General features: G+C 65.5%; 15 protein-coding genes. 9 read left to right on the plus strand and 6 right to left on the minus strand.

Annotated elements, in window-relative coordinates:
• Positions 1-51: 51 nt before the first annotated feature.
• The 7 genes from IP93_RS05635 (at position 52) to IP93_RS05665 (ending at position 6164) form a co-directional block, all read left to right on the plus strand.
• Complete coding sequence (locus IP93_RS05635) at positions 52-1632, plus strand: ATP-dependent nuclease (RefSeq protein WP_014159629.1); 1581 nt, start codon at positions 52-54, stop codon at positions 1630-1632.
• Positions 1610-2707: a UvrD-helicase domain-containing protein gene (locus IP93_RS05640; RefSeq protein WP_014159628.1), complete on the plus strand. Its 1098-nt coding sequence runs from the start codon at positions 1610-1612 to the stop codon at positions 2705-2707. Before IP93_RS05635 ends, IP93_RS05640 begins: the two co-directional genes overlap by 23 nt.
• A 114-nt stretch (positions 2708-2821) precedes the next feature.
• The gene (locus IP93_RS05645) at positions 2822-3169 is read left to right on the plus strand and encodes an ArsR/SmtB family transcription factor (RefSeq protein WP_014159627.1); all 348 of its coding nucleotides are present in this window, start codon (positions 2822-2824) and stop codon (positions 3167-3169) included.
• Positions 3166-3696, plus strand: a complete 531-nt coding sequence (locus IP93_RS05650; RefSeq protein ID WP_014159626.1) for an arsenate reductase ArsC — start codon at positions 3166-3168, stop codon at positions 3694-3696. The genes IP93_RS05645 and IP93_RS05650 overlap by 4 nt, the downstream gene beginning before the upstream one ends.
• Before the next feature lie 9 nt (positions 3697-3705).
• Positions 3706-4119: an arsenate reductase (glutaredoxin) gene (gene arsC, locus IP93_RS05655; protein WP_083833443.1), complete on the plus strand. Its 414-nt coding sequence runs from the start codon at positions 3706-3708 to the stop codon at positions 4117-4119.
• A complete protein-coding gene (gene arsH, locus IP93_RS05660; RefSeq protein WP_014159624.1) occupies positions 4116-4841 on the plus strand; it encodes an arsenical resistance protein ArsH in 726 nt (241 codons plus the stop codon). The genes arsC and arsH overlap by 4 nt, the downstream gene beginning before the upstream one ends.
• Positions 4842-4859: 18 nt before the next feature.
• Positions 4860-6164, plus strand: a complete 1305-nt coding sequence (locus IP93_RS05665; protein ID WP_014159623.1) for an arsenic transporter — start codon at positions 4860-4862, stop codon at positions 6162-6164.
• 28 nt (positions 6165-6192) lie between these two features.
• Here the strand turns inward: IP93_RS05665 and IP93_RS05670 are convergent, their stop codons facing one another.
• The 6 genes from IP93_RS05670 to IP93_RS05695 form a co-directional block, all read right to left on the minus strand.
• Positions 6193-6471 carry a hypothetical protein gene (locus IP93_RS05670; protein WP_014159622.1) on the minus strand — a complete coding sequence of 93 codons (279 nt, stop codon included), beginning with the start codon at positions 6469-6471 and terminating at the stop codon, positions 6193-6195.
• Positions 6468-9665, minus strand: a complete 3198-nt coding sequence (locus IP93_RS05675; protein ID WP_144813091.1) for an efflux RND transporter permease subunit — start codon at positions 9663-9665, stop codon at positions 6468-6470. The genes IP93_RS05670 and IP93_RS05675 overlap by 4 nt, the downstream gene beginning before the upstream one ends.
• A gap of 8 nt (positions 9666-9673) precedes the next feature.
• A complete protein-coding gene (locus IP93_RS05680) occupies positions 9674-10621 on the minus strand; it encodes an efflux RND transporter periplasmic adaptor subunit (RefSeq protein WP_014159620.1) in 948 nt (315 codons plus the stop codon).
• Positions 10618-11895: a TolC family protein gene (locus IP93_RS05685; RefSeq protein ID WP_043290359.1), complete on the minus strand. Its 1278-nt coding sequence runs from the start codon at positions 11893-11895 to the stop codon at positions 10618-10620. The genes IP93_RS05680 and IP93_RS05685 overlap by 4 nt, the downstream gene beginning before the upstream one ends.
• Before the next feature lie 86 nt (positions 11896-11981).
• A complete protein-coding gene (locus IP93_RS05690; protein WP_014159618.1) occupies positions 11982-12338 on the minus strand; it encodes a hypothetical protein in 357 nt (118 codons plus the stop codon).
• Positions 12335-12952 (minus strand): cation efflux transmembrane domain-containing protein, encoded by a 618-nt coding sequence (locus IP93_RS05695; RefSeq protein WP_014159617.1) that lies wholly within the window; start codon positions 12950-12952, stop codon positions 12335-12337. Before IP93_RS05695 ends, IP93_RS05690 begins: the two co-directional genes overlap by 4 nt.
• 105 nt (positions 12953-13057) lie before the next feature.
• On the opposite strand from IP93_RS05695, the gene IP93_RS05700 reads away from it, so the two are divergent.
• Positions 13058-13471 carry a MerR family transcriptional regulator gene (locus tag IP93_RS05700; RefSeq protein ID WP_014159616.1) on the plus strand — a complete coding sequence of 138 codons (414 nt, stop codon included), beginning with the start codon at positions 13058-13060 and terminating at the stop codon, positions 13469-13471.
• The coding region (locus IP93_RS05705; protein WP_242006754.1) for a site-specific integrase at positions 13468-14182 on the plus strand (715 nt) is incomplete at its 3' end. The genes IP93_RS05700 and IP93_RS05705, both read left to right, overlap by 4 nt.

Consider the following 14182-nt stretch of genomic DNA (forward strand, 5'->3'; position numbering starts at 1 on the left):
GGGTGCAAGCAGGCGCCGCCACCGAACTCTTTGGCCATCAAAGGACTGTGCATGCCGATCGAACGTATCGTCATCGACAACTTCAAGTCGTTTCGCCATCTGGACCTGCCCCTCAACGCCCACATGAACCTGGTGGTGGGCGACAACGAGGTCGGTAAGTCCACCCTGCTGGAGGCCATCCACGCGGTGGTCACCGGGCAACTGCATGGGCGCAGTCTCGCCTACGAGCTCACGCCCTACCTGTTTCACCAGCCCACGGTGCAGGAATATTTGGCGACCCTTGCTGCGGGCACGCCGGCCTCGCCGCCACGGATCTCCATCGAAGCCTACTTGGGCGCAGACGCCGCGCTGGCGTCGTTGCGTGGCACCAACAACTCCCTGCGCCTGGATACCGCCGGCATCCGCCTGCTGGTCGAGCTCAACGACGACTACCGCGAGGAGTTCAACGCCTACCTGCAGCAGCACCAGGGCGCGGTCAGCCTGCCGGTGGAGTACTACACGGTGCGCTGGTATTCCTTCGCCAACAATGGCGTCACCGCTCGCAGCATTCCGTTCGACTCGACCATCATCGACACGCACGGCATCAAGACCTTGTCCGGTGCTGATCGCTATATCGCCGGCATCATCGAGCAGGCATTGACGCCTTCGCAACGTGTCTCGCTGTCGCTGAGCTTCCGCCGCATGCGGCAGAGTTTTTCTGAAGAAGCGGACGTGGCGGCAATCAATACGTATCTCACCGAGCACACCGGGGACATTAGCCACCGGGCGCTGACGGTGGGTGTGGACACATCGCCGCGCTCAACGTGGGAAACCAGTTTGTCACCTTACCTGGATGAGCTCCCGTTCACCCAGGCCGGCAAGGGCGAGCAAAGCGCGGTAAAGATGAAGCTGGCGATGCACGCGGCCGGCGCGGCCCACGTGCTTCTGATCGAGGAGCCGGAGAACCATCTGTCCTATTCCAGCATGACCCAGCTGATCGACAAGATTGCGGCCCTCTCCACCGCCCAGCAGGTGATTATCGCCACCCACAGCAGCTTCGTGTTGAACAAACTGGGCGTGGACAACGTGATCCTGTTCAGCGCGCAGGGCCAGATGAAGCTGGACCAGCTGCCGAGCGATACGCACGACTATTTCATGAAGCTGCCGGGCCACGACACGCTGCGGTTGATCCTGGCCAAGCAGGCGATCCTGGTGGAAGGCCCTTCCGACGAGCTCATTGTGCAGCGCGCCTACAGCGACCACCACGGCGTGACGCCGATGGCTCGCGGCGTAGACATCATTTCGGTCAAGTCGCTGGCATTCAAGCGCTTCTTGCAGATTGCAGAGCGGCTGAAAATTCAGGCCAAGGTGATCACCGACAACGATGGTGACATCGCGGTTGTGCAGGAACGCTATGCCGAGCACCTCACCGCGATTTACTACGATTCCGACGAAAGCGCCCCATCGCTGGAAGAGCAGCTGATCAAAGCCAACTCGCTGGCCGAACTCAATATCGTGCTGGGCAAGACGTTTGCCGATGAGGTGGCGCTGCTCAAGTACATGAAGGGCCATAAGACCGATACGGCCCTGGCGATCTTCAACAGCCCGCACTCGATCAGGTTCCCGGACTATGTCCAGCGTGCCATCGCCTAACCGGGTACTGCTCTCAGCGGCCGGCTCTGGCAAGACCACGCTGCTGGTCCGGCAGGCCTTGGAGCGACCTGGGCGCCGCATCGCCATTGTCACCTACACGCTGGAAAACCTTGAAGAGATCCGGCGCTCGTTTGAGGTCCACGCCGGCGCGGTCCCCGCGCATGTCACCTTGCACAGCTGGTATGGCTTCCTGCTGCGCCAGTGCATCCGCCCGTACCAGGCGGCACTGTGCCCTGAGCCTCGCATCGAGACCATCCTGTTCGTAGAAGGCGTCACCAACAACCGGGCCCCACGCACACAGGTAGCGCGCCACTACCTGGCAGGCAACCGGATGTATTCGGACCGGGCGGCCGACTTTGCTGTGCGCTGCGATGAGCTGACCCAAGGTCAGGTCATGGCGCGCCTGGCGGCCATGTACGACGAGCTCTACATCGACGAAGTTCAGGACCTGGCCGGCTTTGATCTGGATCTGGTCGAGCGGCTGTTGAAGAGCGATATCGCCATCACGTTGGTGGGTGATACGCGCCAGGCGACGTATGCCACCAACTATGCGCAAAGGCACAGCCAGTATCGTGGGCCCAATCTGGCAGCGCTGTTTCAGATCTGGGAGTCGGACGGCTTATGCCAGCTGGATCACCGCCTCATCAGTCTGCGCTGCGTTCAGGCCCTGTGCGATATGGCTGACACGCTCTATCCGCAGATGCCGCCGACCCAATCAGGCAATGGCGAGGTCACCGGGCACGATGGCATCTACCTCGTCGCTCCAGGGGATGTTGCGGCGTACGTGCAGGAGTTTGCCCCCACCGTGCTTCGGCATGATCGGCGGCAAGCCTGCGACGGACTACCAGCGGTGAACTTTGGGCAGTGCAAGGGCCGCACCTACAGTCGGGTCCTTATCTTTCCGAACGGGCCGTTGACGCAGTACCTGCGCACGGCCGATGCGGCGCGCATCACCGCGCCACCGAAGTACTACGTGGCCTTCACCCGGGCACGGCAAAGCGTGGCCTTTGTGTATGCCGGCGCGTGCGCCTTGCCGGGTCATCAGCTCTACATCCCTGCCAGCGCAAGCACATAGAGAAGCGTTGGATCTTGTGGCATTCGCGGTTCCCGGAGCCTAAGCAATACGTGGCTTGAAAGGTGCCGGCACCGCAATGATTGCATCCTACAAGGATCGTTGTAGAATTGACGAATGAACGATGACTCTGCCGTCTCAGCGCTCTCTGCTCTTGCGCACTCCGACCGCCTGGCCGCATTCAGGATGCTGGTGCGCGCTGGTCCCAATGGCATGCCCTCAGGTGAAATTGCCGAAGCGCTCGCGATTCCGCCACCGCGCATGAGCTTCCACCTTGCGACCTTGGAGCGGGCGAGCCTACTGCGCTCTTGGCGCGACGGGCGGCGTGTCCTGTACGCCGCCAGCTACGAGGACATGCGCCAGCTTCTTGAATTCCTCACCGAGGACTGCTGCTCCGGGAATCCGGACATCTGCGGCGCCCTCAATAACCTCGCCACTCCTTGTCCCGCGGAGACCTGCGCATGAGCTTCCCTCAGCCGTTTAACGTCCTGTTCCTATGCACCGGCAATTCAGCCCGCTCGATCCTGGCCGAGAGCGTCCTTCGCAAGATCGGCGATGGCCGTTTCAATGCGTTCTCCGCCGGCAGCCACCCCAAGGGTGAGGTCCACCCGCTGGCAATCGAGACGCTGCGTCAGGCCGACTACCCAGTCGAGGGGCTGCGCTCCAAGGCGTGGGACGAGTTCGCCGTGCCAGACGCCCCGGCCATGGATTTCGTTTTTACCGTCTGTGACCAGGCAGCCGGCGAGGCCTGCCCACTGTGGCCAGGACAACCGATCACTGCGCATTGGGGCATCGAAGACCCGAGCCGAGAAGCGCGCGGGGACATGTGGCAGCGCGCCGCCTTTCGGCAGGCGCTGGTGTACATGGAGAACCGCATCAAGGCGTTCGTCGCACTTCCGATCCACACGCTAACCCGGACGAGCTTGGCCGCGCAGGTGGGCGAAATCGGGAAGTTCGAGGGCACCACGTCGCCCCGACCCGACGTGGCTTGAGGGATCATCATGACGCTGACGATCTACCATAACCCTGCCTGCGGCACGTCTCGGAATACCCTGGAAATGATGCGCCAGTCAGGTGAAGACCCGGTGGTCATCGAGTACCTGCAGGCGCCGCCCACGCGCGAGAAGCTGGTCGAGCTGCTCGCCGCGATGGGCATGTCCCCTCGTGAGCTCCTGCGCCAGAAGGGAACACCTTACGCGGAGCTGGGCTTGGACAATCCCGCGCTCACCAACGAGCAACTGGTGGACGCGATGATGGCGCATCCGATCCTGATCAACCGTCCCATCGTCGTTTCCGGCCGGGGCGCGGCCCTGTGCCGACCGTCCGAAAAGGTGCTCGCGCTGCTGGACAAGCCGGTGTCCTCCTTCACCAAGGAAGACGGCGAAACCGTGACGGTTGCCGGAGCGTCTACGTGATCGATCGCATTGCCGCAGATCTGCCGAGCATCGACGCAACGCAACTTGCACCGATCGACGTTGATGCACTAGCTGGGCCCGGCGACCCCAGGCACCCGCCCCGGATCCTCATCCTCTATGGCTCGCTGCGGGAACGCTCTTATTCCCGGCTGCTGGCAGAGGAAGCCGGCCGACTCTTGCGCTGGTACGGCTGCGACGTGCGAATCTTCGATCCGCATGACTTGCCACTGCCTGACGGAGCCACCCCGGATCATCCGAAGGTGGGTGAGCTGCGCGAGCTCGCGTACTGGTCCGAAGGCATGGTTTGGGTCAGCCCGGAACGCCACGGCGCCATGACCGGAATCATGAAGGCGCAGATCGACTGGATTCCGCTGGCCGACGGGGCCAAGCGCCCGACACAAGGCAAAACCTTGGCGGTGATGCAGGTGTCTGGCGGCTCGCAGAGCTTCAACGCAGTAAACCAGCTGCGCGTACTCGGCCGTTGGATGCGCATGGTCACCATCCCGAACCAGTCCTCGGTGGCCAAGGCCTTCCAGGAATTTGATGAGGCTGGGCGCATGAAGCCGTCTGCGTACTATCAGCGCGTTGCTGACGTATGCGAGGAGTTGGTGAAGTTCACCTGGCTGGTGCGTGGTCGCTCAGCGTACCTGACCGATCGCTATTCCGAACGTGTTGAGAGCGCCGAAGAACTGTCCAAGCGCGTGAATCAGCGCTCCATCTAATCCTTGTCGGAGCGGTGCATGCTTGCCCTTGCGATTTTCATCGTCACTCTTGTATTCGTCATTTGGCAGCCGCGAGGGTTCGGTATCGGTTGGTCGGCACTGGCCGGCGCCGCAGTAGCGTTGGCCACCGGCGTCGTCGGGTGGGGTGACGTCGCCACGGTGTGGGGGATTGTCTGGGATGCGACGTTTACTTTCGTCGCACTCATCATCATCTCGCTCATCCTAGACGCGGCCGGCTTCTTCGCATGGGCGGCGCTGCACGTGGCGCGCTGGGGCGGCGGCAGTGGTCGGAAACTCTTTCCGCTGATCGTCTTGCTTGGCGCTGCGATCGCGGCAGTGTTCGCCAACGATGGCGCGGCTCTCCTGTTGACGCCGATTGTTCTTGCCATTCTGTTGCGCTTGAACTTTCCACCCGCGAGTGCGCTCGCGTTTACTGTGGCCTGCGGTTTCATCGCTGATACGGCCAGCCTGCCGCTGGTTGTCTCGAACTTGGTCAACATCGTCACCGCGAACTTTTTTGACGTCTCGTTCGGGCGCTACGCAGCGGTCATGGTGCCGGTGAATCTGGTGTCGGTCGGCGCCACGCTGATCGTCCTGTGGCTCTGGTTCCGCCGCGACATTCCCCGCACCTACCCGGTCCACGATCTTGAAGCGCCGCATGAGGCGATCCGCGACAAGGCGGTCTTCCGCGCCGCCTTGCCCCTGCTCGCATCACTGCTCCTTGCCTACTTCGTGACCGGGCCGCTGGGCGTCCCGATCGCCTTGGTGACGGGTGTGGCTGCGCTGGTGCTGATGGCAATTGCAGGTCGCTGGGCGACAGGCGGCCGAGGCGCCACCATGGCCGTGACCAAGATTCTGCGTGGCGCGCCCTGGCAGATCGTGCTGTTCTCGGTTGGCATGTATCTGGTGGTTTATGGGCTTGGCAACGCCTGGCTGACAAAGGCTGCAAGTGCGGTGCTTGAGTGGCTGGCGGCGCAGGGAACCTTTGTGGCCACGATCGGCACCGGCTTCGCAGTGGCGGGCCTCGCTTCGATCATGAACAACATGCCGGCGACGCTGGTGGGCGCACTGGCCATCGACGGGGCCAATCTTCCGGCCGCCACCCGCGAATTGATGATCTATGCCAACGTCGTGGGCAACGACCTTGGCCCCAAGCTCACTCCGATTGGGTCGCTCGCGACCCTGCTGTGGCTGCACGTCCTCGCCGGCAAGGGCCAACGGATCACGTGGGGACAGTACATGAAGGTAGGGCTAATCCTCACGCCCCCGGTCCTGTTGGCCACGCTCGTCGCCCTCTGGATTTGGCTGCCGCTCGCTCAATGACCCTGTCGGCGCACAGGGCCGCAGGCGATCACATCTTCTTCAAGGGTGCCGCGGTGGGGGGCGGCGGCACCGGTCCCGGGTCGTTGAAGCACAGCATGACCTGATCGATGCCGAATTGGTCGGCGAGCACGCGGGCGGTCACCGCGTGCACCAAGTCCAGGTCGACCGACGGCGCAGCCACGGTGATGGTGGCCGCGATCGCACGACCGCGCTCTTTGGTGGGGACCAGGCGCAGGTCATCCACCGCTTTCACGCCGGGGTCGGTAAACATCGCCGCACGCACCTGTTCCAAGTTGATCTCGTTCATGGTGTCGAAGACTCCAAGGCACTGCCACCGGCGCGGGGAGCTCGGTCGCGATGCAGCCAACGATAGAGCACCGGCAGCACCAACAAGGTCAATGCGGTGGATGACACAATCCCCCCGATGACGACAGTGGCCAGCGGGCGCTGCACCTCCGAGCCGGCGCCGACATTCAAGGCCATGGGCAGGAAGCCCAGCGAGGCCACCAGGGCGGTCATCAACACCGGGCGCAGGCGGCCAAGGGCGCCGTCACGGACAGCGTCGTCCAGCGGATCGCCCTGTTCGCGCAGGCGGCGGATGAAGGCGATCATGACCAGCCCGTTGAGCACAGCCACGCCCGACAGCGCGATGAAGCCCACGCCGGCGGAGATCGACAGCGGAATCCCGCGTAGGGCCAGCGCCAGCACACCGCCGGTCAGCGCCAGTGGTACGCCACTGAACACGATGGCCGCATCCTTGGCCGAGCCGAAGGCCATGAACAGCAGGGCGAAGATCAACGCCAGTGTCACCGGAACCACCACCCCCAGGCGTTGGGTGGCCGAGATCAGCTGCTCGAAGGTGCCGCCGTAATCGATCCAGTAGCCCTCTGGAAGCGTGACATCTTGGCCGATGCGCGTGCGCAACTCGCCGACGAACCCGCCCAGATCGCGCTCGCGCACGTTGGCGGTGATCACCACGCGTCGCTTGCCGTTCTCGCGATTGATCTGATTGGGCCCGCGCTCCACCTGGATCTTCGCCACTTCCCGCAGCGGCACCGTGCGAGGCCCACCATTGGCGCCGGTGGCCAGGCGGCTGGACTCGTCCACGCTGGCGCTTTCCGGCAGTGGAATGGGCAGATCTGCCAGCACAGCCGGGTCTTGGCGCTGCGATTCGGGCAGGCGCACGACCAGGTCGAAGCGGCGGTCGCCCTCGATCAACTGGCCGGCGACACTGCCCCCAATGGCGGTGGCCACCGTTTCTTGCACGTCGCCCGGGTTCAGGCCATACCGTGCCAATGCCGCCGGATCTGGCGTGATGGTCAGCAGCGGCAGGCCGGTGACCTGCTCGGCCTTGACATCCTCGGCGCCGGGGACGCTGCGCATGACCCGCTCGACCCGGCTGGCCAGGCGCGTCAGTTGGTCCAGGTTGTCGCCGTAGACCTTGACTGCCACGTCCGAACGGACGCCGGAGATCAACTCGTTGGTGCGCATCTGGATGGGCTGGGTGAACTCGTAGTTGCTGCCGGGGATTTCCTTGGCTGCCGCCTCCAGCTCTTCCACCAGCTCGGCCTTGGGCTTGCGCGGGTCGGGCCACTGGTCGCGGGGCTTGAGCATCAGGAAGGTGTCGGCCATCGACGGCGGCATCGGGTCGGTGGCCACCTCGGCGGTGCCGATCTTGGAGAAGATGTTGGCCACCTCCGGGAACTGGGCCAGGCGCTTCTCCAGCGTTTCCTGCATGGCCACCGACTGCTCCAGGCTGGTGCCGGGGATACGCATGGGCTGCAAAGTGATGTCGCCTTCATCCAGGCTCGGTACGAACTCCGAGCCCAGGCGGGTAGCCAGCACGCCACACCCCACCACCAGCACGGCCGCGCCTGTCAGCACCACGACCCGCCGGCGCAGCGCCCAATCCAGCAGCGGCGTGTAGCGAGCGCGTGACCAGCGCATCAGGCGGTTGTCGTGCTCGGCCACGCGGCCGCGCAGGAAGGCAGCGATCGCCGCCGGCACGAAGGTCAGCGACAGCACCATGGCACCGGTCAGGGCCAGCACCACGGTGATGGCCATCGGGTGGAACATTTTCCCTTCCACGCCCGACAGCGCAAAGATCGGCAGGTAGACCGCCGCGATGATGCCCAGACCGAACAGGCTGGGACGGATCACCTCAGCGGTGGCCGAGGCAGTCAGGTCATAGCGCTCTTCATCGTTGAGCTGGCGGCCCAACGCGTGCTGCGCCTCTCCGAAGCGGCGCAGACAGTTCTCGATGATGATCACCGCCCCGTCCACGATCAGGCCGAAGTCCAGCGCGCCCAGACTCATCAGGTTGCCCGACACGCCGCCACGGACCATGCCGATGATGGTGAACAGCATCGCCAGCGGAATCACTGCGGCGGTGATCAGCGAAGCGCGCACATTGCCCAGCAGCAGGAAAAGTACCACCACGACCAGCAGCGCGCCCTCGATCAGGTTCTTGGACACGGTATTGATGGTGCGGTCCACCAGCGCGGTGCGGTCATACACGGCCTTGGCATGCACGCCCGGGGGCAAGCTGGCGTTGGCGGCGTCCAGCTTGGCCGCAGCCGCTTGGGAGACCTCCCGGCTGTTGGCGCCGAACAGCATGAAAGCGGTACCGACCACGACCTCATGGCCGTTCTGGGTGGCCGCGCCCGTGCGCAGCTCCTTGCCTTCGCCGACGCTGGCGACATCGCGCACCCGGATGGGCACGCCATCGCGCCGGTCCAGCACGATGTTGCCGATCGCCTCCAGATTGGCCAGCTGGCCGGGCACGCGCACCAGGAACTGCTGGCCGTTTCGTTCGATGTAGCCGGCGCCGATGTTCTGGTTATTGCGCATGACCGCGGCGACCACGTCGTTCAACGTGAACCCCAGCGCCACCAGCTGGGCCGGGTCGGGAGTGATGTGGATCTGCCGCTCAAAGCCGCCGATGGTGTTGACCTCGGTGACGCCAGGGGTAGTGCGCAGCTGCGGCCGGATCACCCAGTCCTGCAGGGTGCGCAGGTCCGTGGCCGTGTACGCAGTGCCGTCGGGCTTGCGAGCGTTGGGCTCGGCCTCCACGGTGTACATGAAGATCTCGCCCAGCCCGGTGGAGATGGGGCCCATCTCCGGATCCAATCCTTCGGGCAGCTGGGAGGCGATCTGCTGCAGCCGTTCGGCGACCTGCTGGCGGGCAAAGTACAGGTCGGTGCCGTCCTTGAAGGCGACGGTGACCTGCGAAAGCCCATAACGCGACAGCGAGCGGCTGTAGTCCAGCTTGGGCAGGCCGGCCATGGCCGTTTCGATAGCAAAGGTGACCCGTTGCTCGGCCTCCAGCGGCGAGTAGCCCGGGGCCTGGGTGTTGATCTGGACCTGGACGTTGGTGATGTCCGGTGTGGCGTCGATGGAGAGGTGACGGTAGCTCCACACGCCCAGCGCAACCAGCGCAGCGGTGAGTACCAGCGTCAGCCAGCGGTGGCGGATGGACAGCCCAATGAGGCGTTCGAGCATGGCGGGCCTCATTCCTCTTCCACGGTGGACTTTTCGATGTCGGCCTTGATCAGGAAGCTCTGAGCCACCACCACCTGTTCACCGGCCTTGAGCCCTTCCAGCACTTCGGCGCGCTCAGCGTCGCGGCGCCCCAGCTTGACCGGCCGGGTGTGGTAGGTCTCTCCCTGCTGCACGTAGACCACGTCCTGGTCTTCTGCGGTCTGCAGCGCGGTGATTGGCACCACCAGTGCCGCCGACTGGCGATCCACGGTGACCCGCGCCTTGACCGCCGAACCCGGCCGCCACAGGCCATCGGTGTTGGCCACGGTGGCGCGCGCAATGGTGCTTTGGCTGGCCGTGGCGGTGCCGGGCAGGACGCGCTCCAAGGTGGTCTGCGCGGTGACGCCATCGCTCAAGCGGGTGACCGTCACCGGCACGCCGGCACCGATGTGCTGGACGTCGGCCCCAAAGATGTGCAGGTCCACCCACAGGGTGGACAGGTCGGCGACCTCGAACAGTGGCGCGCCCTCAGCAGCCGCCATGCCCACAGCGGCCGTACGCGCCATGACCACGCCACTGATCGGCGCGGTGACGGTATAGGTGGTCAGGCTCAGATTGCTCTCTACTGTGGCCAGTGCCTGGCCGGCCCGTACCTGATCGCCCACGCCCGCTCGCACGGAGCGGACCGGTCCGGGGAAGCGTGCAGTGACCTGCGCGATGCGCCCATCGATGGGGGTGAGCAGCCCTTGCACCTCATGCTCGTCAGCAATCTCACCGGGCCCTGCCGGCGCGACCTGGATACCCGCCGCCTGCGCAGCCTTGGCGGCAATCTTGGTTTCCAGCGGCGCTTCCTCGTGCTCGCCGTGCTCTTCGCCCTCAGCGGCGGCGGCGCCCTCAGAGGCTTCGTTGGGAGCGGAAGCATTGCAGGCCGTCAGCAACAGAGCCATGCCCAGTGCGGTCCAGGAAAAGCGATTCATGGGGTTTCTCCAATGGAAGCGGCCGCCGGCGGCGTTACAAGCGCCTGGCCGGTCAGTCGTTGAATTTCGATCAGGGCGCGTTGCGCATCCAAGGCCACGTCCAGCTGCTGCTGGGCCATGGCCGTGCGTTCGGACTGCAACTGGGCCCATTCCAGGTAACTGATCGCTCCGGCGCGATAGGCACGCTCAGCGGCCCGCTCGGCTCGGGCCAGCTTCGGCAACACGTCGCTGTGCAGGCGCGCCACCTCGGCTTGTGCGACGGTGTAGCGGCCATGGGCCTCGACCAGCGTGGAATACAGCGACAAGCCCTTGGCCTCGCGCTCGATCGTCAGGACCTCCAGTTCGGCTTCGCCGGCGCGGATCTCTGGCTGTGCGCGGCTGCGGCTGCCCAGCGGTATGGACATGCTAGCGACCAGTGCAGTGTCGTCGGTCTCCTGCAGGCGGCGCACGCCGAGCTGCCAGGACAGGTCCGGTGAGGCCGCTGAACGTGCCAGCTGCAGTCGTGCCTGCGCGATCCGTCGGGCGTCGGCAAACTGCGCCAGTTCCGGAGTCCGCTCCAGCTCATCGGCCAGCGTCTGCATGGAGGCGATCGCCGGCAGGGCCATCGGATCGGCCGGAGCCACCTCGAAGGTGGGAGTACGTTCGCCCCACAGCGCGGCCAGATGCTGACGGGCGGCCAATCGCTGTTGCTCGGCCCGATCACGCGTCAGCTCGGCCCGCGCCAGCGCTGCCTGCGCGGTGAGCAGCACCGATTCGGGTGAAGCGCCGGCCTGCAGGCGTTGCCGGGCAGCGGCCACGGTTCGCTGGCGCTGGCCAACATCCATGTCCGCCAGGCTGTGTTGCCGGTCGGCACCGACAACGGCCAGATAGCGCTGCGCCGTCTCGGCGAGCAAGTCCAGCCGCCCGGTCTCGCGCTGCACGGCCAGTGCATCAATCCGGCTTTGGGCCAAGGTGCGCCGGGCGTCGAGCTTGCCGCCGCGCTCCAGCACCGAGCTCAGGCTCAAGGTCAACTCGGCGCTGTCCAGACCGCGGGCCGCGCCAGTGCCCAACGCATTTTCGACCTCGGCACCGAGCGTCCACGGTGGGCGCTGCACCGCCTGGTCGCGCTCGGCAGCGAGCACGGTGGCCCGCGCATCGACCAAGCGCAGCTCGGGGTGGGTTTGGGCCACGCGCGCGAACGCGTCGTCCAAGGTCATCAGTTCGGCCGCTGCCGCCGGCGTTGTCGCCGCAGTCAGCAGCAGCCATGCGGCCAAGGCCGCCAATCGCACATGCATGGAAGTACTCCGAAGGGTTTCGACATCAACAAACGATCACCACCGCGCACAGCAGCAGGTCGCTAGGCCGGCGCTGCCGGCGGAGATCACCCTGCGATCGGAGGCCGGAACGGCGCGACCGGCTGCTCGTGCGGATACGGGCGCGTGTTGACTTGCATCACCGGCAAATGCCGGCCGATGTCCGCAACGGTCAGCAGGATCTCAGGGGGCTGTGCGGCCTGGCTGCAGCACAGCGCCAGCTGCTGAAGGCGGTGCAAGGCGGCGCCGATGCCACCCTCAGGTGCCGGTGCGGCCACTGCCGGCGCATGGGCGGCAATGGTCGGATGGATGTGAACGTGCAGTTCGCTCGCCAGACCCAAGACCGGCTGGACCAGCAAACCCACCGCCAGCTGCGCCAGCAGCAGCCAGCGTAGGCCCGTCCGCAGCCGGCCACGGGCGGTCATGCAGGGGTCTTGCGCGCGTCGGCACGTGCCCGGCGAGCATCACCAAGAATCTCGAAGGCCTCCTTGATCACATACAGGCCGATCAGGGCGCCGATCACGAAATCCGGGTACGGGCTGGCCAGCCACCACACCAACAGGCCGGCCAGGATCACCCCGACGTTGGCCACCACATCGGCGCGGGTGAACAACCAGGTCGCCCGCAGGTGCACCTCGCCGGACTTCAGCGGCGCCAGCATGCGCAGCACGGTCATATTGACCACCAGCGACAGCAGCGCCGTGCCGATCATCCAGCCACTGACCGGCTCGGCGCCGTACATCACGCGACGGCCGACCTCCACCAGCACACCCACGCCCAGCACCAGCAATACACTGCCGCTGACCCAGGCTGCGTTCGCCTTGAAGCGGGCCGTGCGCCCGATGGCGACCAGGCCAATGGCGTAGGCGGTGGCGTCAGACAGCATGTCCAGCGCGTCGGCCAATAGGCCTGTGGAATGGGCGACCCAGCCGGCGATGCCGCCGATCACGGCCATCGCCGCATTCAGGGCAAGGGCGATCCAGAGCACGCGCCGCTCCTGCGCGTTCTTGGCCTCGTGGTGGCAGCCGCAATCACTCATCGGAACATCTCCAGTCGCAGGGAAGCCAGGCCCAGGCGGACCGCTGGCATGGCACAGCTGGTGAGGGTAAAGTCCGTAGCTACTACGGAGTCAAGCGTACTACGAATGAAAATCAGTGAGGCTGCCGACGCCAGTGGGTGCCATCTGGAGACCATCCGCTATTACGAGCGGATCGGCCTGCTGCCGCGCCCGGGGCGCTCGGGCAATGGCTACCGGGTCTATGGCCCGGCCGACATCGAGCGACTGCGCTTCATTGCGCGCGGCCGGGACCTGGGCTTCAGCCTGGAGGAGGTCCGCAGCCTGCTGCAGCTGGCCGGCGATGAAGAGCTTTCATGCGGGGACGTGGATCGGCTGGCCCGCAGCCATCTGACCGACGTGCGGGCGCGCATGGCCGACCTGCAGCGCATGGCAAGCGAGCTGGAACGGGTGATTGCCAGTTGCCACGGCGGGCAGCGGGCTGAATGCACCATCCTGTCAACGCTGCGGCAGCCGGCCTCGGTGGAGGCCACGCGCCAGTGACCGAACTGGACCGCCACCTCGATGCGGCCACGCGCCAGAACACGGTGCGCAGCTATGCGTCGGCGCTGCGGCACTTTGAAGTCGAGTGGCAAGGACACCTCCCAGCGACACCGGACAGCGTGGCCCGCTACCTGGCCGCGTATGCGCAGACCCTGGCCACCAGCACCCTTCGCCACCGGCTGGCCGCCATTGCCTCTTGGCACCGCGACCACGGCTTTGTCGACCCGACCCGGTCGCCGCTGGTGCGCAAGGTGCTCAAAGGCATCCAGACCCTGCACCCGGGCCAGGTCAAGCAAGCCGCGCCGCTCCAGATTCGGCGGCTGGTCGAGCTCGATGACTGGTTGGCTGCAGCGATCGCGGCGGCGCATGCCCGGGGCGATGGAGCGGCAGCGCTTCGCCACCAACGGGACCGAGCGCTGGTGCTGCTCGGATTCTGGCGTGGCTTTCGCGGCGATGAACTGCTGCGGCTGGAAGTGGCCCATCTCACGCTGGTGCCGGGACAGGGGATGACCTGCTTCCTGCCGCGCAGCAAGGGCGATAGGCAGGCCGCCGGCGTCACCTACAAAGTGCCAGCGTTGTCGCGGCTGTGTCCGGTGGAGGCGACCCAGACGTGGCTGCAGGCGGCTGGCGTGCAAGAAGGGCCGGTGTTTCGAGCGGTCAACCAGTGGGGCCAGATAAGCGCCGAAGGCCTCCATCCCAACAGTTTGGTGC

It is taken from the genome of Aerolutibacter ruishenii (genome assembly GCF_007830115.1).
Lineage (GTDB): Bacteria > Pseudomonadota > Gammaproteobacteria > Xanthomonadales > Xanthomonadaceae > Aerolutibacter > Aerolutibacter ruishenii.

Coding starts and splice junctions, on each gene's coding strand:
- IP93_RS05670 (WP_014159622.1), bottom strand. CDS start 6,471: ATGAACGAGATCAACTTGGAACAGGTGCGTGCGGCGATGTTTACCGAC.
- IP93_RS05690 (WP_014159618.1), bottom strand. CDS start 12,338: ATGACCGCCCGTGGCCGGCTGCGGACGGGCCTACGCTGGCTGCTGCTG.
- IP93_RS05680 (WP_014159620.1), bottom strand. CDS start 10,621: ATGAATCGCTTTTCCTGGACCGCACTGGGCATGGCTCTGTTGCTGACG.
- IP93_RS05635 (WP_014159629.1), top strand. CDS start 52: ATGCCGATCGAACGTATCGTCATCGACAACTTCAAGTCGTTTCGCCAT.
- IP93_RS05700 (WP_014159616.1), top strand. CDS start 13,058: ATGAAAATCAGTGAGGCTGCCGACGCCAGTGGGTGCCATCTGGAGACC.
- IP93_RS05685 (WP_043290359.1), bottom strand. CDS start 11,895: ATGCATGTGCGATTGGCGGCCTTGGCCGCATGGCTGCTGCTGACTGCG.
- IP93_RS05645 (WP_014159627.1), top strand. CDS start 2,822: ATGAACGATGACTCTGCCGTCTCAGCGCTCTCTGCTCTTGCGCACTCC.
- arsC (WP_083833443.1), top strand. CDS start 3,706: ATGACGCTGACGATCTACCATAACCCTGCCTGCGGCACGTCTCGGAAT.
- IP93_RS05665 (WP_014159623.1), top strand. CDS start 4,860: ATGCTTGCCCTTGCGATTTTCATCGTCACTCTTGTATTCGTCATTTGG.
- IP93_RS05675 (WP_144813091.1), bottom strand. CDS start 9,665: ATGCTCGAACGCCTCATTGGGCTGTCCATCCGCCACCGCTGGCTGACG.
- IP93_RS05650 (WP_014159626.1), top strand. CDS start 3,166: ATGAGCTTCCCTCAGCCGTTTAACGTCCTGTTCCTATGCACCGGCAAT.
- IP93_RS05640 (WP_014159628.1), top strand. CDS start 1,610: ATGTCCAGCGTGCCATCGCCTAACCGGGTACTGCTCTCAGCGGCCGGC.
- IP93_RS05695 (WP_014159617.1), bottom strand. CDS start 12,952: ATGAGTGATTGCGGCTGCCACCACGAGGCCAAGAACGCGCAGGAGCGG.